This window comes from Chryseobacterium sp. MDT2-18 (genome assembly GCF_030815285.1).
Taxonomy (GTDB): Bacteria; Bacteroidota; Bacteroidia; order Flavobacteriales; family Weeksellaceae; genus Kaistella; species Kaistella salivictor.
Genome location: NZ_JAUSWQ010000004.1, coordinates 55,092 through 77,775 on the forward strand (window position 1 = coordinate 55,092; position 22,684 = coordinate 77,775).

21 protein-coding genes and 1 tRNA gene are annotated in these 22,684 nt (G+C 37.5%); 4 read left to right on the plus strand and 18 right to left on the minus strand.

Features of this window, described 5'->3' with window-relative positions:
- The first annotated feature begins 24 nt into the window (after positions 1-24).
- Positions 25-1,287: a DUF2851 family protein gene (locus QF004_RS05510; RefSeq protein ID WP_307423730.1), complete on the plus strand. Its 1,263-nt coding sequence runs from the start codon at positions 25-27 to the stop codon at positions 1,285-1,287.
- Positions 1,288-1,392: 105 nt separating this feature from the next.
- Complete coding sequence (locus QF004_RS05515) at positions 1,393-3,081, plus strand: putative transporter (protein ID WP_165983186.1); 1,689 nt, start codon at positions 1,393-1,395, stop codon at positions 3,079-3,081.
- Positions 3,082-3,228: 147 nt separating this feature from the next.
- On the opposite strand, the gene yajC is transcribed toward QF004_RS05515, so the two are convergent.
- From yajC to nusB, 3 genes are read right to left on the minus strand one after another with little or no spacing between them, the layout of a single operon-like run.
- Positions 3,229-3,555, minus strand: a complete 327-nt coding sequence (gene yajC, locus QF004_RS05520) for a preprotein translocase subunit YajC (RefSeq protein ID WP_133439008.1) — start codon at positions 3,553-3,555, stop codon at positions 3,229-3,231.
- 13 nt (positions 3,556-3,568) lie between these two features.
- Positions 3,569-4,048 carry a DUF1573 domain-containing protein gene (locus QF004_RS05525; RefSeq protein ID WP_307423733.1) on the minus strand — a complete coding sequence of 160 codons (480 nt, stop codon included), beginning with the start codon at positions 4,046-4,048 and terminating at the stop codon, positions 3,569-3,571.
- A 1-nt stretch (position 4,049) separates the two neighbouring features.
- On the minus strand, positions 4,050-4,955 hold the full coding sequence (gene nusB / locus QF004_RS05530; protein WP_133439010.1) for a transcription antitermination factor NusB: 906 nt from the start codon (positions 4,953-4,955) through the stop codon (positions 4,050-4,052).
- 200 nt (positions 4,956-5,155) lie between these two features.
- Here nusB and QF004_RS05535 point away from each other — a divergent pair, with 200 nt between their 5' ends.
- Together QF004_RS05535 and QF004_RS05540 are read left to right on the plus strand one after the other, a co-directional pair.
- A complete protein-coding gene (locus QF004_RS05535; RefSeq protein WP_133439011.1) occupies positions 5,156-6,817 on the plus strand; it encodes an ABC transporter ATP-binding protein in 1,662 nt (553 codons plus the stop codon).
- A 113-nt stretch (positions 6,818-6,930) separates the two neighbouring features.
- On the plus strand, positions 6,931-7,266 hold the full coding sequence (locus QF004_RS05540; protein ID WP_133439012.1) for a DUF3276 family protein: 336 nt from the start codon (positions 6,931-6,933) through the stop codon (positions 7,264-7,266).
- Between the two features lie 18 nt (positions 7,267-7,284).
- Here QF004_RS05540 and QF004_RS05545 read toward each other — a convergent pair whose 3' ends face one another.
- The 15 genes from QF004_RS05545 to QF004_RS05615 form a co-directional block, all read right to left on the minus strand.
- A complete protein-coding gene (locus QF004_RS05545) occupies positions 7,285-8,502 on the minus strand; it encodes a hypothetical protein (protein ID WP_307423741.1) in 1,218 nt (405 codons plus the stop codon).
- 64 nt (positions 8,503-8,566) lie between these two features.
- Positions 8,567-8,642: transfer RNA gene (locus tag QF004_RS05550), tRNA-His, on the minus strand.
- A 34-nt stretch (positions 8,643-8,676) separates the two neighbouring features.
- The gene (gene bshB1 / locus QF004_RS05555) at positions 8,677-9,396 is read right to left on the minus strand and encodes a bacillithiol biosynthesis deacetylase BshB1 (RefSeq protein ID WP_133439014.1); all 720 of its coding nucleotides are present in this window, start codon (positions 9,394-9,396) and stop codon (positions 8,677-8,679) included.
- A 19-nt stretch (positions 9,397-9,415) separates the two neighbouring features.
- A complete protein-coding gene (locus QF004_RS05560) occupies positions 9,416-10,090 on the minus strand; it encodes a hypothetical protein (protein ID WP_307423747.1) in 675 nt (224 codons plus the stop codon).
- Positions 10,087-10,956 carry a dTDP-4-dehydrorhamnose reductase gene (gene rfbD / locus QF004_RS05565; RefSeq protein WP_307423750.1) on the minus strand — a complete coding sequence of 290 codons (870 nt, stop codon included), beginning with the start codon at positions 10,954-10,956 and terminating at the stop codon, positions 10,087-10,089. The genes QF004_RS05560 and rfbD overlap by 4 nt, the downstream gene beginning before the upstream one ends.
- Positions 10,956-11,444: a thioesterase family protein gene (locus tag QF004_RS05570; RefSeq protein ID WP_133439018.1), complete on the minus strand. Its 489-nt coding sequence runs from the start codon at positions 11,442-11,444 to the stop codon at positions 10,956-10,958. The genes rfbD and QF004_RS05570 overlap by 1 nt, the downstream gene beginning before the upstream one ends.
- Positions 11,445-11,505: 61 nt before the next feature.
- Positions 11,506-12,000, minus strand: a complete 495-nt coding sequence (locus tag QF004_RS05575) for an OmpH family outer membrane protein (protein ID WP_133439019.1) — start codon at positions 11,998-12,000, stop codon at positions 11,506-11,508.
- A 33-nt stretch (positions 12,001-12,033) separates the two neighbouring features.
- Positions 12,034-12,678 (minus strand): OmpH family outer membrane protein, encoded by a 645-nt coding sequence (locus tag QF004_RS05580; RefSeq protein ID WP_307423756.1) that lies wholly within the window; start codon positions 12,676-12,678, stop codon positions 12,034-12,036.
- Positions 12,679-12,689: 11 nt separating this feature from the next.
- Positions 12,690-15,227, minus strand: a complete 2,538-nt coding sequence (locus QF004_RS05585) for an outer membrane protein assembly factor (RefSeq protein ID WP_307423760.1) — start codon at positions 15,225-15,227, stop codon at positions 12,690-12,692.
- Positions 15,228-15,255: 28 nt separating this feature from the next.
- Positions 15,256-16,008, minus strand: a complete 753-nt coding sequence (locus QF004_RS05590) for an isoprenyl transferase (protein ID WP_133439022.1) — start codon at positions 16,006-16,008, stop codon at positions 15,256-15,258.
- Between the two features lie 3 nt (positions 16,009-16,011).
- Positions 16,012-16,917 (minus strand): DUF6089 family protein, encoded by a 906-nt coding sequence (locus QF004_RS05595; RefSeq protein WP_307423765.1) that lies wholly within the window; start codon positions 16,915-16,917, stop codon positions 16,012-16,014.
- Between the two features lie 155 nt (positions 16,918-17,072).
- Positions 17,073-19,553, minus strand: a complete 2,481-nt coding sequence (locus QF004_RS05600; protein ID WP_307423768.1) for an exopolysaccharide transport family protein — start codon at positions 19,551-19,553, stop codon at positions 17,073-17,075.
- A gap of 1 nt (position 19,554) precedes the next feature.
- Positions 19,555-20,418, minus strand: a complete 864-nt coding sequence (locus QF004_RS05605) for a polysaccharide biosynthesis/export family protein (RefSeq protein WP_307423770.1) — start codon at positions 20,416-20,418, stop codon at positions 19,555-19,557.
- A gap of 32 nt (positions 20,419-20,450) precedes the next feature.
- Complete coding sequence (locus QF004_RS05610; RefSeq protein ID WP_307423773.1) at positions 20,451-21,572, minus strand: glycosyltransferase family 4 protein; 1,122 nt, start codon at positions 21,570-21,572, stop codon at positions 20,451-20,453.
- A 5-nt stretch (positions 21,573-21,577) separates the two neighbouring features.
- Complete coding sequence (locus tag QF004_RS05615) at positions 21,578-22,684, minus strand: EpsG family protein (protein WP_307423776.1); 1,107 nt, start codon at positions 22,682-22,684, stop codon at positions 21,578-21,580.

The following is a 22,684-nucleotide window of genomic DNA, read 5'->3' on the forward strand; positions in this document are numbered from 1 at the left end:
ACTTTGTAATTAAAGTTTTCTGATATGAATGAAAAACTGCTTCAATATTTGTGGAATTTCAAAATTTTCAACAGTTTTGATTTTAGAGATGTGGAAGGAAATGAGCTCGAGATCTTAGATTTCGGCAGGTGGAATTTCGACTCGGGACCGGATTTTCTTTTGGCAAAAATAAAGACGAACGGTTTGGTGATAGCAGGAAATATAGAGCTTCATGTAAAATCATCGGACTGGATTTTTCACAAACATTCGGGCAACCCCGAGTTTGAAAACATCATCGTCCACGTCGTTTTCATCCATGATGTTGAAATAGAAGAATTCAAAAACAAGAATATTCCGACCCTGGAACTGAAAAACTATATCGATGAAAATGTGTTTTCAAAATATGAAACGCTGTTACAGGAAACCCAATTTATTCCGTGTGAAACCATTTTTAATTCTAAAAATTTCCACATTAATTTTCATGAAGAAACTTTACTGAAAAAACTAGATGAGAAATCGATTGAAATTGAGGAATCATTAAAACAACATCAAAATAATTACGAAGCCATATTGTTCCAGCAACTGGCTTACGCTTTTGGTTTAAAAGTAAATGCGCTTATTTTCAAACAACTGGCAGAAAGCATCGACTATAAAATTTTCAGTAAAATTCGGCAAAATCAAACGCAGCTGGAAGCTCTTTTCTTCGGAATCTGCGGCTGGCTCGACAAACCGACTGATGAGCAATCCAAAATTTGGAGACGGGAATTTGAGTTTTTAAAAGTTAAATATCAATTACACGATTTCTATATTCATCCGAAATTTTCAAAACTCCGGCCGCCGAATTTTCCAACAGTCCGGCTTTCGCAACTGGCGTCTCTGTACCATCAAAACCAAAATCTATTTTCAAAACTCATTAATGCGAAAAATATCGACGATATTCATCAGCTCTTTCATAAAGTGGAAGCCAGTGAATATTGGGACAACCGGTTTAATTTCGGAAAAATATCGTCTGTAAACGGCAAGAAAACTTTAACGAAAGATTTCGTTGAATTGGTGCTGATTAATGCCGTTTTACCTTTAAAATATACCTATCATAAAAACACCGATGAAAATATCCCGGATGAAATTCTGACGATCTACCAAAGTATTGCAGCGGAGAAAAACACCATTATCGATCAGTGGAAAACATTAAAAGTAAAACCAAAAAACGCCCTTGAAACCCAATCTCTTCTTTTTCATCATCGAAACTTCTGCGAGAAAAAAGAGTGTTTACGCTGCAGTATTGGAATTCGGCTAATGAATGCTTAACCAACCTGCAACGCCAACTTCCAAATGCTGATAGAATTCATTCCAAGGATTTCTCTATTGCAGATTTTTAACAGTAATTTTGTTAATAAACTAAAAATAGAGAAGATGTTTGATTGGTTAAAATTACTTTTATTACCCGGCGAAAACCCAACGGTAACGCAATCTATTGTCGCCATAATGCTCGCCATCGGGACCGGTGTTTTTTTGGGAAGATTAAAATTAGGGAAGATTACTTTCGGTGTTTCGGCAGTGATGTTTACAGGATTAATTTTGGGACATTTCGGCTACCGGATTCAGCCCGGGATTTTAGATTTCATCCGTGACTTCGGTTTAATCCTTTTTGTTTACGGAATTGGTTTACAGGTCGGACCTTCCTTTTTCTCGTCTTTCAAAAATGAAGGTTTAAAGTTTAATATTCTGGCTGTTTCCTGTGTTCTTCTTGGCGGTATTATTACCGTAGGTCTCTTTTATCTCACCGGCCTCAAAATAGAAGATTTAGTAGGAATCATGAGTGGTTCGGTAACCAACACGCCCGGATTAGGAGCCGCTAAAAACACGATCGAAGAAATTACAAATTCGTTCCCGGATAAGAAATTCGGTGACCCCACCATTGGTTACGCGATTACTTATCCGCTGGGAGTTTTCGGAATTATAGCGACCATTATCATCTCTAAACTTTTATTAAAAATCAATCCGGATGAAGAAATGAAGAAATTCCGGAAATCAAAAATTAACCGGGAGCTGCCTTTGGTTCATAAGAAAGTCCGGATTACCAATCCGTATTATTTTGGAAAAACCCTGCACCAAACGATCAAAGAGTTCGGTAGAGAAATTGTTATTTCACGATTAAAACACAGCGGAACCATTGTCGTACAGTCTCCGACCATGGATGTTCAACTGCATGACCGGGATGTGCTGATGTTGGTAGGTTTAGAAAAAGATCTTGACGATTTCATCGCAACCGTTGGCCGGCCGTCGTCGGATTTGTTCATCGAGTCTGATAAACAGATTCTGAAGAAAAACATTTTCGTTACCAATCCGAAAATAATTCATAAAAAACTCTCGGAGCTTGATCTATACAACACGTTCGATTTAAAGGTTACACGGGTTTTCCGGGCAGGGAAAGAAATTCTGCCGCGACCTTCCCTGGAACTGTTTTACGGAGATAAATTACGCGTTATCGGTTCTAAAGAAGGCATCGAAGAAGTTGCAAAAATCATCGGAAACTCTGAAAAGAAATTATTGGAACCGGATTTTTTATCCTTATTCGGCGGATTATTATTGGGCGTCATTTTGGGTTCCATTCCGATTGTCATACCAAGTTTACCGGTGCCTATTAAATTAGGATTCGCTGCCGGACCGCTGATTGTTGCGCTTTTGATATCTCGTTATGGAGGGATTGCGTTCATCCATTCTTATATTAATACCGGCGCTACTTACTTCATGAAAGACTTTGGAATCTGTCTTTTCTTTGCGGCGGTAGGCATTCATGCAGGAGACGGTTTCTATGATAATTTTATTCAGTATCATGGTTGGCTCTGGTTATTGTATGGTTGTGCAATTACCTTTATTCCATTGATTTTAATGGTCATTATCGGCCGGTTTATTATGAAAATCAACTTTCTTCAATTGGCTGGCATTATGAGCGGAAGTTATACCGATCCGGCGGCACTTTCCTTCAGCACGAATTATTTAGATTCCGATATCCCCATTCAAACTTACGCTCAGGTTTATCCTTTAGTAACGATTTTCAGGATATTTGTAGCGAGTTTACTTATTCTTTTCTTTAGTTAAATTAAAGAAATTGAGTAGTCATTTAATCATTGACGACTTGACTATATTAAAAGTTTATTGAACTCTGTTTCAGTAAACTTTTTTTGCCCGAAAAACAAAAAAAAGCAACCTCACTGAGATTGCTTTATAAATAGTTCTTTCGAAATATTATTTAGTTTCCGAAGCGTTATCAGGGAAACGCTGTTGTGTAAATTCTCTTGAAATCGCTGCTTTTTCAAACTTCAATTTTCCGGAAAGGGTTTCGATAATAACACCATCTTCCTGAATTTGTGCTATTCTACCGTGCATTCCAGAAGTAGTAACAACTCTGCTTCCTACTTTTAATTCAGACTGAAAGTTTTTTTCCTGCTTCGATTTTTTCATTTGCGGACGGATCATCAGGAAATAAAACCCAACGAACATCAGTCCCATCATGATCATGGTCGGCATCATAGAACCTTCCGGTGCTGCGGCCTGTAAAAATATTGTTATCATTATATTAATTTAATTATGGTTGAATATCTGCAGAAAAGCCAATCACAATCGGTGCTTTTTCTACATTTGCATATATTTCTGCCTGTTTGTTAACGAGTCCGTCGAAATTAGAAGAATCGAATTTCAAAGTAATTTTTCCTTTTTGTCCCGGAAGAATCGGCTCTTTGGTATAATCAGGAACGGTACATCCGCAACCCGGTTTTACCTGAGAAATAATCAGGGGATTTTTTCCGGTATTGGTCACTTCGTAGGTGTGTTCTTTATGTTCTCCTTTTTTAATTTTTCCGAAATCAAACTGCGCTTCAGAAAGTGCAATGTTGGTTAAAGGTTTAGACTGTGCTTCTTTCGCCATATCCTCTTGAGAATCGATGTTCGGTTCAGCCACCTGAGCAGTTCCCTGCTCGATAACGAGTTGATCTGCGCTCTGGTCTTTTTTACAACTTACTAAAGCTAAAGCCACAACAAGTGGTGCTATTTTAATAAAATTTTTCATATTAACTTCTGTTTAAATCTTTGGTGTATTTATCTAAAATCCCATTGATGAAAATGTTGGAACGGTCGGTTGAAAACACTTTAGAAATTTCGATATATTCATTAATAATAACTCTTCCCGGCGTTAATGGGAAATAATCGAGTTCCGTAATAGCTGCAATCAGAATGATTTTATCCATTAAAGCCACACGGTCCAGCTCCCAGTTATCTAATCTTCCTTCCAGTTTTTTCTCATTTTCTTCCCAATGGTTCAGGGATTGTTTTAAGAGTTTACGGGCGAATTCACGGTCTTCTTCATCTTTAATCATTTTAATTAAAGTATGGCTCGGTTCATTTTCTTTAAAAAAACCAATGGTTTTCTGCATCATCGAATTGGCGATATGGAAATCATCCGCCCAACTCAATTCTTTTCCTTCAAGATGGTCATGAAAATCATCGTTTTCAGCGATATATCTTAAAAATAATTTCCCGATAAATTTCTGGTCAGCTTCGAAAGAATGTCCTTCTTCTTTCATAAAATCCTGATATCTTTTACCGGCCGACATTCTCTGAAACGTCTTCACCAGCAATTCATCATAGATATCCCATTTTAAATCCTGATTTTTAGAAGTAAAAGAAAGGCGCTCGTCATTTTCTTCTAATTTAATTAAAACCTGATTGTTGATGAATTTTTGGTTGGGATTGGTTTCTTTATCAGTTTGAATATACTTATTCTTACCGATTTCGATTTGCCGTTCTGCCAGATCTTTCAGCGCCACCAAAAAATTAAGTTGGTAAATGTAAAGATGATAGATTTTATCGATTTCTGAGAACATGTTTTTCTCTAACACATCGAATTTAATGGGATTTTGATAATATGAATACAGCGATTCTACTACCTTTTCACGGATTTGTCTTCTTCCTAACATTTCAAAGAGCTTTTTAGGGTGCAAAGATAATAAAATTGTTCCAAGTTGAGACTTATAAGATGTAATTTATACCAAACAATAATCTGTTCCGATCATACCCAAGCATCCGTTTTTTCTCAACTACGACAAAATATCAATTTTCAATTTCTTATTTTTGCAGAGGTTTCTAGGCAAGCAAACCGCTAAAAACCTTATGATTTATGAACGCACTGAAAACCCTTAATCCCTATTTCTGGAAACATAAAAACCTGTTGTTTTATGGTTTTCTATTCATTATTGCCAGTAATTTTTTCAATATATTTAAAGTACAGTTCGTAGGAAAATCCGTGGATGAAATTTCAAACACCAACAGTTTAGGTTTTAATAAGCAGGTTTTAATTTATGTTGCGATTATCGTAGGTTCTTCATTACTGACGGGATTTTTCACTTTTATGATGCGCCAAACCATCATTGTTGCGTCCAGAGAAATCGAATATGAACTGAAAAATAAAATCTACAATCATTATCAGGAATTATCGTTAACCGACTTCAAGAGAACAACCATCGGTGATCTGATGAACCGCTTGAGTGAAGATGTTGTTGCCGTAAGAATGTATCTCGGGCCGGGAGTAATGTACGTCGTCAATTTACTGATCCTGTTGATCATTACGAGTATTTATATGCTCAATACGAATGTAGAAATGACTTTGTGGTCTCTTCTGCCGTTGCCTGTTCTTTCTTTTCTCATTTACAAAGTAAGTTCGATTATCAATAAAAAATCGAAAATTATGCAGAAGAGCCAGTCTGCGATTTCAACTTTTGTACAGGACAGTTTTTCGGGAATTCGGGTGGTGAAATTTTTTGCAAAAGAAAGTTATATCGAAAAAAGTTACGGAACCAAAGTAAAAGATTATCAGGACAAATCGCTGGATCTTGCCAAAACAGAAGCCTATTTTTTCACCATTATTCTGTTTGTCATTGGATTATTAAATGTGGTCATTCTGTTAATCGGCGGGCAGAAATATATGGCGAATGAGCTCTCGGTTGGCAAGATTGCAGATTTCTTTCTGTACATTAATATCTTAATTTTCCCTTTCTCTATGGTCGGTTGGGTAACTTCTGTGAATCAAAGGGCAGAAGCATCGATGGCGAGAATTAATGAATTTCTCGATATGAAAACCGATATCATTAATACCAATAATGAAGTGTATCCGATAAAAGGAGATATCGAATTTAGAAATGTATCTTATGTTTACCCAAATACCGGAATTAAAGCCCTGGAGAATTTAAGTTTCAAAATTGAAGCCGGTAAATCGTTAGCCATTATGGGAAAAACCGGAAGTGGTAAATCAACTATTGCCCTTTTACTTTGTCGGTTAATCGATCCTACGGAAGGGGAAATTCTTATCGACGGAAAAAATTTAAAAGACCACAATTTAGAAAACTACCGGAAATTCATCGGCTATATTCCGCAGGAAAGTTTTCTTTTTTCAGACACCATTGAAAACAATATTGGATTCGCCATCGACAAACCTTCTCATCAGTTGGTCGAAAAATACTCGAAAAAAGCAGATGTTCATAAAAATATCGTAGAGTTCAAAGATCAGTACAAAACGATGGTTGGCGAGCGCGGCGTGATGCTTTCGGGCGGACAGAAACAGCGGATCTGTATCGCAAGAGCGTTAATTAAGGAACCGTCTGTTTTGATTTTTGATGATTCATTATCGGCTTTGGATACGGAAACCGAAGAAAATATCCTTCAAAATATTGAAAATGAAATCCAAAACTGTACTTCAATCATTATTACGCACCGAGGAAGCAGTGCAAAACGCGCAGATAAAATCCTGAACCTCACTCCGATAGAAAATGAAAATCTGAATTAAGTGATAGTTTCTTTATAGATAAGCCGCTTTTTTTCGTAAATAATTAAAAATTAATTCCACAATTAAAAGAAATCTTTTATATTTGTTATACAAGATTTGAAAAATAGCTACAAATGAGTGATTACAAGGAACGCCATGAAAATGAAATTTTCACCAAGGTATTGAAGGCAGGAAGAAGAACCTATTTCTTTGATGTACGGGAAACCAAAGCAGGAGATTATTATTTAACGATTACCGAAAGCAAAAAGAACTTTGGTGAAAATGGAGAAGCCACTTTCGAAAAACATAAAATTTATCTATACAAAGAAGATTTTAAAAGTTTTGAAGAAATGTTTAAAGAATCAACAGATTTTATCATCGGTCAAAAAGGCGAAGATGTAATTTCTGAAAGACATGACAAGGATTTCAAAACCCGGTCATTCACGATAGAATCTGACGAAGAAGTATAAGTAAAATTAGACCACATCTTAGGATGCGGTTTTTTTTTGCCTAATTTTAAAATAAGAACCGTTTTCGTCCTGAAAAGATTTAACTATTATTACAGTAAAGATTGGATAGAAGAGCAGAAAGTATCTCGGCATTGGCGCAATAGTGTAGAAGAACAGTGAAAAAAGATAAAAACTTAATGTAAACATTAATAAGTAATTGTTTTTAGCATCTTTCAGTCTTTTCATTGCCAAAATTAAGACCGCCTGGAAAATCACAAAAAATATGCTGTAAAAAATATAAATTCGATATTTAGATAATCCTTTATAATCAGGAAAAAATTGTAAAAAATTAATTGCAAGCTTTTGAACTGTTAATTTCAAAAACAAGCCTGGATGCTGATCTATAAAATCTTTATTCAGAGCGGACAGATGCTCATCTACCTCTTTCTCACCTTTCAATTCCTTATATAAGAGGCCTATAGGCTCCTTTCGCCTAGTTTCAGGAGCGTAAGGAAAGTTATAACTCGAAAAAATATCGTAGACCTCATTGTAGCCCTTTGCAAAATTATAATTAAGAGACGTAGAATAGGTAAATTTGCCGATGTAAATATAATTCCTAATAGTCCAAGGTAAATACGCCAGAAAAACAAAGACAAGAATCTTGATGAAATTAAGCACGCTGATTTTCCGAAGGAATAAGTAGATGAGTCCAGATAATATCAATATAAAAATAAATTCATATCTAATATATAGTCCTGCGATACTTATCACTGCTATATAAATCATATTTTCTATTTTCACATCCTTTTCATCATAAATTTTATAAAGTAAGGCAAAGAAGACACACAATATACTTACTGAAAGGGAAAAGGAACTTATACTTAAGCTTCCTACCAATATGGGCGGAAAAAACAATACCGATAAAAAGAGAATAATGATTCTCCATTGATGAAGTCCATCTTTCAGAAATGTCTTAAAAAGATAATGTAGGGAAAAATAATAAATGATTGCCTGAATGAAACAGGACACTTTTATCCAGGAAGTAAAACCAAAAACCTTTTTACAAATCAACAGATAGTACGAATAAAATGGGGGCATATACGCTGTCGGAACTCCTAACAGTCTATATCCTTTATCCATTAAAAAATCATTCATAATGGCTTTCCACTCATGCTCTAATTGCACCTCTTTTTGTAACGAAATCAATAAAACAGTTACGTAAAGTAAAAAAAGAATGTAATATATTTTATTTTTCATAGGGAATTTCATTCTTAAACTTAGAAAACGAAAAAACGCACTGATAATCAATGCGTTTTAACTTGGGTGAATGAGGGGTCTCGAACCCCCGACCTCCGGAACCACAATCCGGCGCTCTAACCAACTGAGCTACAATCACCGTTTGAGGTTGCAAATATAATACTTTTCGATATACTACAAAATTATTCCGTCAAAATTTTTGAAAGCAATCAATTTTTCTGTCGTAAACCCCTCTGCAAAGGCCACTCCAGACAGCCGACCCAAGTCCTGAGCCCGGTAAGTGAGGCTTTCCAGGAAGTCTTTGGAAGCAATCGGCGTCATCGGCTCATCCGAATTCGGATCGTAAAACTGGGTTTTGAAAGCAAGACAAGCTTCAATCTTCTTCGGCATGAAATCTGAAATATCAACCACGAAATCCGGTGTAATGTGCTTCCACTGAATATAATGGAAAATATGTTTCGGGCGCCACGCTTCCTGATTTTCATTTTCCAAATGAGTTTCTATTTTGACAAGCCCCGAAAGAAAACAGGCATCAGAGACCAATTTCGCTGCTTTAGCATGATCAGGATGGCGGTCGTCAACAGCATTGGCCAAAACAATCTCAGGCTGATATTTACGGATCATTTTCACAATCTGCATTTGGTACTCTTCTGTATTCAAAAGAAAACCATCTTTCATTTTCAGATTGGTACGGTCAGAAATCCCTAAAATCTTTGAGGCGTTTCCGGCTTCCTCTGCTCTGGTGACATTTGTTCCGCGGGTTCCGAGTTCACCTTCGGTTAAATCAACGATAGCAACCGTTTTACCTTCTGAAATCAGTTTTGCTAAAGTTCCGCCGCATCCCAGTTCTACATCGTCAGGATGTGCTCCAATTGCTAAAATATCTACTTTCATATCGTTAGAATATCATTATTTAAAAATTCTGATAGATGGTGGTCAAAAACTCTCCGTAAGACCGCTCGAGTCTGATGATATCTCCGGATTTCAAATTAATTCCCGGCTTTCCCTTTTCATTCGAATTTACCGAAAGACCGGAAAGTTGGAAATATTGAACCGGTTGGTTTTGTTGCGCTCCAATTTTTATACTGGATCCCAAAAGTTTCCGGGTCGATATGGTATAAACTTGTCCCGGTGCCAATTTTAATTCGGTATACGTCCTTGGTTCAAAAACCATCTTTTTATTATTAATGGAAATGGTTTGTTTGGTATAAGGCGATGAAATGAAATACACCGTGTTGTCTTCTTTAGGGAAATCTGAAGCTGAAACATAATACAGCCTTAATTTGTAATGAATCGGATTGAATTTAGATAAAGTTCCGTCAATCTCTTCAAAAGGCTGGTAGGAAAAAGCGTTCGCTCCGATTTCCTTTGCTTTTTTATAGATCATGCCAAATACGTTGGCGTCGTTATCTGAAAAGCCCTGAACTTCAACTTCTCCCAAATATTCTGAAGGAGTCGACTGGGGATTTATTTTATAAAAAACCTTATCAGCGTTTGGATGAGATTTTACCACTTTGTTCAGCACCACATTTTGTGCAAAAAAGAACGGGGACAAAGCTATTAAATATAAAAAGAGGAATTTTTTCATTCGTGAGTTGTTGTTAAAGTTTCGATACAATCCTGTAGGGAATGTTCCCAGTGGATGGGTTCGATCCGGTACACCTTTTCTATTTTGTCCAAAGCCATTGTGCTCCGTCTCGGGCGTTTCGCAGGTGTTGGAAATTCTTCGGTGGTAATGGCTTTCAGTTTAATCCCGGAGTTGGAAAATTCTGCAATCTTAGAGGCAAATTCAAACCAGTTGGTTTCCGGGTAATTTGAAAAATGGAAAATCCCGAACATTTTCGGATCTGACTGAATAATTTTCATGACGGCGTTTGCCAAATCATTCGCATTCGTCGGTTGGCCAAACTGATCGGCAACAATTCCCAATTCATCTTTCGTTGAAAAGAGATTCAACATCGTTTTTACAAAGTTTTTATTAAACTCCGAATACAACCAGGAAGTTCTGATGACCATCGTTCGTGGATTGTTTTCCAGAGCGAGTTCTTCACCTTTTAATTTAGATGCTCCGTAAACGCCTTGTGGATTGGTAAAATTATCTTCTGAATAAGAAATATTGCTTTCACCATCAAAAACATAATCGGTCGAAATATGAATTAAAACGGTTCTCGAAGCTTTACAGGCTTCCGCTACATTTGCGACTCCATCAGCATTCACTGCAAAAGCTTTGTCGGCTTCTTTCTCTGCCAAATCTACGGCGGTATAAGCCGCAGCATTGATACAAAAATCAGGTTTATAGTCCTCAAAGAAATCTTCAACTGCCCTCCGTTCGGTAATATTCAGTTCTTGAGAGTCAGCGAATCTGAATTCAAACTGATTTTCAAAATCTGGTGCTAATTTTTTAAAACAGTTTCCTAATTGTCCATTGCTGCCAATTACAAGTATTTTCTTCATTATAGATTTGCCTTTTTGTTTTGTTTTCTAAAATACGATGCGCGGCTTTTAAAGTCTTTTTCTTCTAAATCGACCAGAAACTTTTCAAATAACCGTCTGGTATCTTCCGGATGAACATCAGATTTCCGTGTTTTCATATTGAAATAAATCACGGTCACCCATAAAAGACAGTGAATGGTTTTACCGTCTGCACTTTTCATTAAAATTTCGACTTTGGAAAGACGGTCGCCCACTTCAATGGTTTTGCTGGAAATAAGGACTTTCGCATTATACCGCACTTCTTTTAAATAGGCGATTTCATTTTGAATCGTAATCCAGGTACAGCCTGTTTTTCTGGTATATTCTTCATAGGTAAATCCATAACCGGCTTCTACATGATCTTCTCTGGCGTTGAGCATGTATTCCAAATATTTCACATTATTGAGATGGCCGATCGGATCGCAGTCGCTAAAACGGATTTTTGACAGGTTTGAAATTTCTTTTTGCATGGTACAAAATTAAAAAACCATCCCGGATAAATGGGATGGTTTAGGATAATAAAACAATCTCTTAAAGTCCTAATTCTTTCTTTACTGCTGCGGTAGCGTCTGGTCCTCCTTTATAAATCAATGCACCTGCATCAATAATAAATTCATAACCGTTTGCTTTTGCTACTTTTTCTACTGCTTTGTTCAATTTTTCGATAATTGGTTTAATCGCGGTATCTCTTTTTTGCGCCAAATCGCTTTGAGCAGTAGTCTGAATCTGCTGTAGGTTTTGTTGTTTTTTCTGAAGTTCAGCTTCTTTAGCCTGTCTTTGAGCTTCGCTTAATTTTGCTCCTTCAGCTTGATACTGTTGTACTTCTTTTTGAAATGCTTCTGCTTGTTTATTTATTTCATCACCTTTAGTTTTACTAAAAGTTTCCAGATCAGTCGTCATTTTCTTAGTTTCTGGCATTACAGCTAATACAGCTTCATAATCCATACTTGCAACTTTCTGCGCTTTTGCAACTCCTACGGTTGCAAACATCATTACTGCTGCAAATAATACACTTAATTTTTTCATAATTGAGGTTAAATAAATTTATAGTTTGGTTTGTTAATTACTTTGTTTTGTTTCTTCACCAAAAGCTTTACTCCCTTTGGCTTTCATCACTCTTATCTTTTCAGTTCTCTCCTCCGTCGCATTTCTTTTCCCTGGTTTAGCTTCGGTTTCTGTGTTTTTCGCAGGAGAATTTTTCAGCAGCAAATCTAACACTTTATCTGTATAATCATATCTTTTATCTAGGAAAATCACACTGATGTTATTGCTTTTATCAAGAACTATGCCCAAAGTATTTTTCTCTGAAACGGTCTTGATTGCTCCCCAAATGAGATCCTGGAACGGCTTGGTCAAGTTAGATCTCGCATTATTGATTTCTCCCATCGACCCAAAACGATTATTGATCATTCCCTTAATTTTCTTATCCAGATCATCAACTTCTTTTTGACGGAGTTTCAGCTGATCCCCGATGAGAAGAACTTTTTCATTTTCAAGGGTTGTTTTTTTCTTTTCAAATTCCGTCTGCAAAGTTTGAATTTCATTTTGCCAATTGGTAATCTGCTCATTCAGCCGCACTTCTGCTTCTTTGTACTGTGGCAATTTACTGAGGATATCATCCGTATCAACAACGCCGATTTTCTGGGCATTTGCAAAAACTGTAAAACACAGAAGAGGAATGAATAACAATAGAAACTTTTTCATTTTTATTAAATTTATAGTGACTGGTTCATCAGGAAGTGTGTTTTCCAACCTGAAGGTTCAGTTCCCATAAGAGTTTTATCAAATCCGTATGCGAAATCAAATCCGATCAATCCGAAAGCTCCCATATAAACTCTAATACCTACGCCTGCAGAACGCTTCAACTGGAAAGGATTATAACTTCCGAAGGAGTTGTACGCATTTCCTCCTTCCAGAAAAGAAAGTGCATAAATCTTCGCAGTTTGGTTCATTGAGATCGGGTAACGCAATTCCAGGGCAAATCTGTTATAAATGGTTGCTCCACCGTAAGGCGTAACATCATCGATGGTTCCTCCTGTGGAGGAAGCATTTTCGTACCCACGAAGCGGTACCAGTTCTCTTCCGTCATATCTTCCTCCGAAAAGTCCGGTTCCTCCGACGTAGAATCTCTCAAATGGCGGCGCTCCCAGTTCTTTATTATAACCGTTTAAGAATCCCATTTCAGCGGTACTTCTTAACACCATTTTCCCTACAACGGTGTTATAAATATCGGCTTTCATTTTAACTTTGTAAAACTCGAGCCATTTATACTTGTCAATCGCTGACATTGTTGAATAATCTTTATTGCTAAAGAGTGAATACGGCGGCGTAAATTTCACAGACGCTTCAATATTCGAACCTTGAGTCGGGAAAATAGGATCTAAACCTGCAGAGTTTCTGCTTAATCCTATATTTAAACTAAAGTTCTTTGCAGATCCATAATATTCGGTCGTATTCCCAAACTGGAAAGGATAGTTTTCGAAATCATAACTCTGATACTGAATCCCAGTGTACAAAGAGAAAAAATCATCCGGCCATCTTAAGAGTCTGTTTAAACCGGCGCTTGCCGAGAAAATATTTAATTTTTGTGTTACCCCAAACTGATCCGAATAACGGACTAAAGACTGGTTAACTCCCACTGATAATGCAGTCGGCTTTGTCCCGAACAACCATGGCTCTGTAAATGAAATCCCATAATTCTGGAAGAACTGCCCAGCCTGCGCCTGAATAGATAAAGTTTGTCCGTCACCCTGTGGAACAGGTTTGAAATCTTTAAATTTCAAAAAGTTTTTCAGTGAGAAGTTATTAAAAGTAAGCCCTAAAGTTCCGATAAATGAACCTCCACCGTACCCGGCCTGCAACTGAATTTGCGACGAGCCTTTTTCTACCAGAGTCCAGTGTACATCTACCGTATTATCCTGCGGGTTTGGTGTAATTTGCTGACCAACCTGCTGTGGATCAAAAAACTGCATTCCTGCTAAATCAAAATAGGTTCTTTTAATATCGCTTTTAGCGAATAAACTTCCCGGTTTTGTTCTTAATGAACGAAGAATTACGTGGTCATGCGTGGTGGTGTTTCCACTCCAGGTGACTCGGTTCCAGGTTGCTTTTTCGCCTTCATTAATTCTGATTTCAAGGTTAATGGAATCACCTTTTACTGATTTTTCAACCGGCGTTACATTCGAGAACAAATATCCATTATTCATATAAGTGGACTTGATGTCAGAATCATCTTCTTTACCGCCGTCTTCCCCAACTTTTTTGTTGAAACCAACTGCGTCATAAATATCGCCTGTTTTGTACCCCAGTACTTTTTGTAAATAATCGGTAGAGAATGCGGTGTTTCCTAAGAAATTAATGTCTCCGATATAGTATTTTTTACCTTCGGCAAGTTTTACATTAATTTCAAACTGATTCTTTTGATTTCTCCACACCGAATCAGAAACGATTTGTGCGTCACGGAAACCTAAAGAGCGGTAATAGTTGATCAAGTTCCCTTTATCATCTTCATACTTTTCTTCGATAAATTTGGAAGGTTTTAAAATTCCTTTGATACTTATACTTTTTTGTTTGGTATCTTTAAATCCGTTCTTGCGAAGTTTTTTATCAGAGATGCTTTCGTTGCCTTCAAATTCAATATGGCTGATTTTGATTTTTCGGCCTTTATCAACGGTGATTGTCCAATCCACCAAATTAGGATCGCCTGCATTCACCTGGTCCTGAATCGTGACTTTAGCATCGGCAAAGCCTTTTTTAATGTATTCCTGCGGGATATTGGTTTTAAGTGTTGACACTAAATTCTGAGTGATTTTGGTTCCCGGCTTCAGATTATTGTCTTTCGCCATTTTTTCACTTTTCGATTTTCCAATTCCTTTGCCTTTAAATTTAACTTCTCCCAGATCTTTTAAATCCTGAAGGTTAAAACGCAAAACAACCTGATCGCCTTCGATGCTTTCAACATATACCTCGACTTCCGAAAAAGACTGAGTTTCCCAAAGTTTTTTAATCGCGTTGCTGATTTTTTGACCCGGAATTTCTACGCTCTCGTTTTTATTAAGACCTGTAAATCTTAAAATTTGAGCGGGCGTATATTTTTTTACACCATCTACGACAATGTCTTTCAGGATATAAGTTCCGGCTTCGTCTTGAGCGTGAACAGGATTGTTTTCCTGGGTGTTTTGCTGGGGCGTAATCTGTCCATAAAAATGGGCTGATGCCACAAACATGATGATGGGTAAGAATTTAAACTTCATTTTTTATCTTGCTAACTATTTCTTATTTCTATATTTGTTCGTCAAGCTGCTCGCTTGTTTTACCGAATCGTCTTTCTTTGTTCTGATAATCATAAATGCATCTGAAGAAATCTTCTTTGCCGAAATCCGGCCAAAGAATATCTAAAAACTGCAGTTCTGCGTAGGCAATCTGCCAGAGCAGAAAGTTACTGATTCTTACTTCGCCACTGGTTCTTACCAATAAATCAACTGGCGGCAGATCTTTGGTATATAAATGTTTTTCAAAAACTTCTTCGGTGATATCTTCTTCGTTCAGCTGGCCACTTTTTACTTCGGCACTGATCTGCTTTACGGCGTTCAAAATCTCTTTCTGTGAACCGTAGCTTAAAGCCAAAACAAGATTCCCCCGATCATTATTTTTGGTAATTTCTACCAGTTGCATTAGTTGCTCCTGCACCAATGGTGGCAGTTTTTTGATATCGCCGATGATGTGCATTCGCAGACCTTTGCTAAATATATCTTCCGCTTCCAAAAGCAGGGTTTCTGATATCAAACTCATCAGCGTGCTTACCTCATCCTGAGGCCTGTTCCAGTTCTCAGAAGAAAAAGTGTAGAGCGTAAGGTAAGGAATATTAATTTCGTTACACGCATTCACTGCATTTCTCACTGCCTGGATCGCGTGCTTGTGCCCGAAGGTTCTTTCCTTCCCGCGGGATTTTGCCCATCTCCCATTCCCATCCATAATGATGGCAACGTGTTTTGGGAGATGATCCGGATTTAATTTTTCTTTTATCGACTGCATTTTTTAATCACAATAACATGGTGGTCTTCCGAATGAATAACTTAAACCTATCGAAACAGAGTTCACCCAATCTTTAGAATTAATATTTCCTATTTGCCTGGCTTTAAGAATATCAGCTACTCTGGCTTCGGCAATTTCCTTATAAGGAGTTTCCTGCAAAAGAGATTTGCTTTTACTTCCCGCAATATCTTTGTTATAAGTTACTTTTACACTTGTCTCATCGATCACGCTGTAATCAATGGAGTCTGAAAAGGTAGGTCTGAACATGAACTCACCAAATAAAGCCCAGTTATAATTAAATTTATATTTCAAGCCCACTCCAAAAGGAATAGCCATGGTTAATTTGTTTCCTGAAGTGTAAGTTGTATTGGTTACAAAATCATTAGGATCATTTGGCGCTATAGCTGCCCCAGATGTTCTGTTAAAATCATTTTCTACAATCAGTTGCGGGGTATTGGCAAGCATGGCTCCCAGACCTCCGAAGATGTACGGACTCAATAAACTCTTCTGCTCCTCATTGACCGGAAAAAAATTATACTCGAAAACCAGATCCGCTTCTAAAATAGAGTTGGTCCCCCACAGCTTTCTGTTTCGCCGGTATTGTTCTTTTGCCAGAGCATCAATAAACTGAATGTGACTGTAGCCCAAGTTTAACCTTACCGTTTGATAAGGGTTAAAATTCATCCGGTAAAGGATACCTCCGTAGAAAGGAATTCCGTAGTCAGAAATATTTCTAGTAGGTTTCTGTAAAACATAATTGGTTCTGCCGATATCCCCAACCAAATTACTCATCCCCAGCTGCACTCCTACTTCATGACGCTGACCTTTGTAGCCAACTGAAATAAAAAACAATGCGATGAGCGTGTAGATCACTTTTTTCTGCATGAATGACTGTACATCAATTTTCATAAATAATTTTGCAAATATAAAACATTTTTACCGTAAGGAAATTCTTAATTTTTAGTTAAATAACCTCAAAAAAGCATAATTTCTTGATTTGAAAACGATGAATTTTAGTTTTTATGATTTTTTAAATAAATAACCCGCTAAATGGGAAGTTTTTTTCACCTGACTTTTCCCAGTATTTTATTCATTTTATTTCTAATTCTGATCAGGGTTGGCTCCTCATAATGAGCATCTTCTTCGAAATAACCATAGCCGTAACCATACCCGTAGCCGTAGCCGTAACTATTGTCTGCCTGATAATCGTTATAAACTAAACCAAGGTTCTGCACTTCATGGTGATGATACTTTTCTGTAATCATTTTCAACATGTGCTTTTCTGTATATTCATGTCTTACGACATAAATACTGGCATCTGCGAGCTGCATGAGTTCAAAGGAGTCTGCAACCAATCCTACCGGTGGCGAATCGATAACAATAAAATCATAGTGATTTCTTAATTCTTTTATAAATTCAATATTACGTTTACTCATCAAAAGCTCTGACGGATTTGGCGGAATGGGTCCCGAAGTTGCCACGTCAAGATCCGGGACAGAAGTTTTATTAATGATTTTATCCATTTCAACTTCTCCGGTTAAATAGTTGGAGATTCCGTAGTGGTTATTAATTTTAAAATCGCCAAAAATCTTAGGCTTTCTCAGATCCATTCCCAAAAGAATTGTTTTCTTGCCACTTAAAGCCATTACTGACGCAATATTAATTGAAACATACGTTTTTCCTTCACCACCGACTGATGAGGTCACCAGAATGACTTTGGACCTGTTATCTTCTTTATGTAAAAATCTGAGATTCGCCCTGATTCCCCGGAACGCTTCGGAGATCGAAGACCGCGGCTGTTCTAAAACAGTCAGATTATTATCATGGCTGCTTCTCCCTATAACGCCTAAGAGTGGGATTTTTGTCGCTTGCAGTAATTCTTTGATATTTCGTATTCTGCTGTCCAGCAACTGGCCGAGACCCAAAATAAGCAAGGGTAAAATCAGCAGTCCGCCAATAATGGTGTAGGTGATTTTGGCAATATCCGGAGCGATAGGTCCCTGTCCCAAATTTTTAGCAGGATCAATAACATTGATATCGGATTTATTGGTAGCAACTCTGATCTGCGTCTCATTTTGCTTGGCAAGCAGCGTGTTATAAGTCGCTTCGATCATGTTGTATCCTCTTTCGGCATCCAGATACCTGCGCTCTTTTTCGGGATACGAAACCAGATCAATATTTGCTCTGGCGATTTCGCGGTCTATTTTCGAAATTTCATTAAGATAGATATTATAATAATTTCGAAGCGACCCGTTGGAATTCGTTTTCGCTTCATTAATCAACCGGTTAATTTCCCGCATGGGCTCTGAGGCTGGCGTATAGATCAAGGCAAGTTCGCGCCGCTTGGCATATAAAGCTTTCAGTTCTGAAACTGTTGCATTGAAAACACCATCCTCTACACCAGCTGTATTGGTACTGATCATGCGGTCCAAATTCTGCGATTCCAAAGAATTTTTAATACTGTTTAAAGAGTTGATCCGCGTGAGGAAATCTGCTTTCCGGGCATCAAGATTTTTTATATTTTCCAGAGATTTTTCGTCGCGGTCCTTGATGTTATATAACCCTTCTGAAACTTTCATGTGGTTTAAAACCGTTGCACTGGAATCTAATTTTTTGCGGATATTGATCAGGTTATCCAGCAGATACTTTTCGGTATTTTTATCGACCACATTTCTGTCGATTAATCTTTTTTTCTCGAGTTCGTCGACCGATGTATTAAGAAAATTAACTGTACCATTCAGGTTAAATCCTTTTTTACCGATGATCATAATGGTATTGATTTCTTTATCGAAGTCAACTGTAATGGTACTCACCAAATTATTAACCGCATTATTAACCGTGGTCAGCGATACGATAATATTGTCAAATATAATTTCGCTTGGATGTGGGTTTTTTATCAATTTGAATTTAAGATTCGGCGATGTGTACCATTGGTTCAGAGCAATGATTTTATTTGCCGGTCTCTGGTATTTCGGTATGGTTTTGAAACCTTCTGTTTCGTAGGAATACACCGAATTAGATTCGCCTTCTTTTGGCAATTCAATTTCAAACTGATCTCTTCCTTTAGGAATAATTGTTATGGGATAATTTACCTGTTGAGGATATGATTTATCAATCTCAAAGAAAACCGGTGAATCGTATTTATCAAGGTATGTTTGTTTGATAAGCCCTTTTGTTGCATAATTGGCATATAAATCCAGTTGTTTTACCAAATATTCATTATGTGATCTGGAAAGCAGCATTTTTTTCAGATACATTCCGTCCTGATTACCGGTTTGTCCCCAGATGAAATTAATCGACTGATTGGGAGTGAAATAACTTGCTGAATTATTGGAGATACTTAAAGACAGATTTGAGGCATAGACCCGCTGTGCGTAATACTTGCTGTATACCACCGAAATCCCATATCCTAAAGCAGCCATCAGAAAAAACCAGTACCAGTTTCTCAGTACTTTTCGGATAAAATGTTCGACATCAAAAATTGCAAATGACCCGATTTTATCCTGGGCTGCAGTCGCACCTGTATTTTCTTTTCCGGGAATCATCTTAAAGCTTTGTAAAGATTAAGTAAATCGTGAGTGCGGTAGTAACAAGGGAAACCCCGGTAGTCAATGTCTGAATAGGATCCTTGCCAAATCCATTCAGGTTTTTAGACCGGGTATTCAGAAATATTTCGTCACCATTCTGTACCCAATAATAGGGAGAATTCATTACATCTTCGCGGGTTAAATCTATTTTGGCTCTTTTAATTCCTTCCGGTAACTTTCTATGAATAACAACATTCGTGCGGTCAATGGTTCTGTTCAAACCACCGTTAATTGCTAATGCTTCGGTGATTGTTAAGGTATTTTTATGTGCTTTTTTCTCGCCGCCTATTCCTACGGTTTCTACATCTCCTAAAATATAATACGTAATGCCGTCAATATTCAGCCTCGCTTCAGATTTGCCTGCTACAAAATTCTCATTTACTTTATCCTGAATTTCTTTGGTCAGCTCTTCCACTGTCCTGCCTTCCGCTTTGATGTAACCGATTCCGAAAACGTTAACGTCTCCATTAGAATCCACTTTCAGCCCGTTAAAATAGATAGTTGTATTACCGCCCTGCCCGGATCCCTGATTAGAAATATTCATACTTGCTGATCCCGCGCTGCCGACCTGCGATCCGTTTGGCGCCGACGCATTTAGTGCCGAATAGAATTGTGCAGCATCACCTTGCGGCGTGGTCACGATATTGAGTGTTAAAATATCATTTTTGGTAATCCTGTAAACAGGAATATTATACGGAACCAAACCTTCTTCATTAATGACCAAACTTTCGTTAGGCTGCATATACCGTACATCTTTACTTGAAATGCACGAAAAAAGGAAAAAAGGCAGAAGCATCAATAAAGCTGTTTTAAGTATTTTCATCGTAAGTATGTTGTTTGCAAATTAACAAATAATTAATGGGTTTTTTCTTTTGTATATAAAATGACACGCGGAATGTATGCTCCTGTAAATCCCAGTGTTAAGATCACCAGCAGCAAGACATTCACATCAATATGTCTTAAAAAATAAGCAGCCATCACCACGAATAAATAATATACTAAAATGTAAAAAGAAGACCGGCGGTGAGTTAAACCCAGCATTAAAAGCGCATGGTGAATATGGTTTTTGTCAGCAATAAATATTGACTGTTTTTTAAATAAACGGATAAAAATTACATTTAAAGTATCTACAATCGGAAGAATTAGAATAGCTACTGTTACCGCCGGCGCACTTTGGAGGAAATATCTTGGCACCCCGGGCAATTTTTTATCAATGAAAATATCGATAAAGCAGATTGCAGTAAAGGCCAGTAAAAACCCCAAAATCATCGAACCCGTATCCCCCATAAAAACCTTATTATTTCTGGAATCAGAAAGATTATAATATAAAAAACCGAGTACCGAACCGATAATTACAGCAGATAGCACTACTAACGGATAATTATATTCCCCTAAGCGGAAATAGCTGATTCCAAACAAAGAACTGCAAATAATTGAATATCCGCCTGATAAACCATCAATACCATCAATTAAATTAAATGCATTGATTAAAGAGATAAATGTGAAAATACTAAAAATCACACTGAAAGTATAGCTCAGTTCGTAGATGCCGAATAGACCAAAAAAACTTCTCACCCTTACATCAGAGCCCAGAACCATTAATGAAGTGACGACAATTTGCGCCAGTAGTTTCTTGTAAGCCCGCATTACCACAACATCATCCATCACGCCGATATACAGCAAAATGACCAGCGAAGCGAATAAAAATTTATAGAGTTCAAAAAGTTCAAATGCAAAAATAGACGCGCATACCGCCAAAGAATAAAAAATTGCAATTCCGCCAAGATTGGGTATTTTCCGGAGATGAGAACTTCGTGCTCCAGGTTCATCCATCAGATTTTTTCTTTTAGAAATCTTCACAATGGTAGGAATAGAGAAAAAGGTCAACATAAAAGAAAACAGCAAACCCAGCACTAACTTTGCATAAAACAGGGAAATTCCCAAATTTGCTAACCCATCTTTAACTATATCATTCATCGTAATTACCAAAGTGCGTTAGTATATTTATCTGATGAAAACCCGCCTTTGTCCCCGTTGCCTTTGCCAAAGTAGAAAAACATGGCAATAAAGTAGCTCATAAAACCAAGATAAAGGATTTGTCGCGTTATGCCTTTAGTCGCATACACAAGGTTCGTCATGCAGAACATGGTCACAAAAAACATATAAGCGCCGGGAAGCCGGACGGCAAATATTTCGTTTGACCTGAAAAAATAAAAAAGAGCCAGACCAAAGACCGCTAAGTTCCGCATGTATTCATACCACAAAACCTCCTCGCAGCCTTTTTTATCAAATTTAATTAAAATTCCGATAAATATTAATTTGACAATATCATTCAAACCAGTTTCCACTTCCGTTCCGTAGTAATGGTCATTTAAATAGCCGGTGTACGCATTTGAAAGATCGTCTGGCGCAAGGTAGCTGAACAAACCTCCGCCCAAACGGTAGAGCTCAAAAGGAGAGGATAAAAGCGCAATGATTAATACCCAGAAAATTCTTTTGCTGTTCATCGGAATTTTCACAATCCAGTAGGCGGGCAAAAACACAATCGATGTCTTGTGAAAGCCCAGTGCAATGTACATGCAGAGCAAAAACAGAATCAGATTCCGTTCTTTGATAAATTTGAAAGAGGCCACGCAGACCGCAATTCCCAAACCCTGCCGCATCTGTCCTGAATCTTCAAAAAACATGATCGGCATAAAGTAAAACAGTAAGGCTAAAGTAGGAAAAGCCACGTTCTTATAAATCGCGGTAAATTTTAAACTCACCGCGATGAGCGCCATAATAAATGTTACAATGTAAAACGGCATTCCGAAATCGAAGACCAGTTTGTTAATCAGGACAAAAATCCATTCTATTTCCTCGGAATTGGGGCGGAAAAGTGCCTTATCGAAAACATCTCCGTACGAAGTATATATTGCAAAGCCCGAGAAAAGCACCTTGTACACCGGATAATCAGCGCCCGCATTGAGCCGGAAACCTACAGCCGCAACTATTAACACTCCTGCAATCCAAACAAAAACACTCTGCTTCTTCTCTAACCTGAAAATCTCCCAATAACTCGCAAATGCAAGAAAGAGAAAAATGATCAT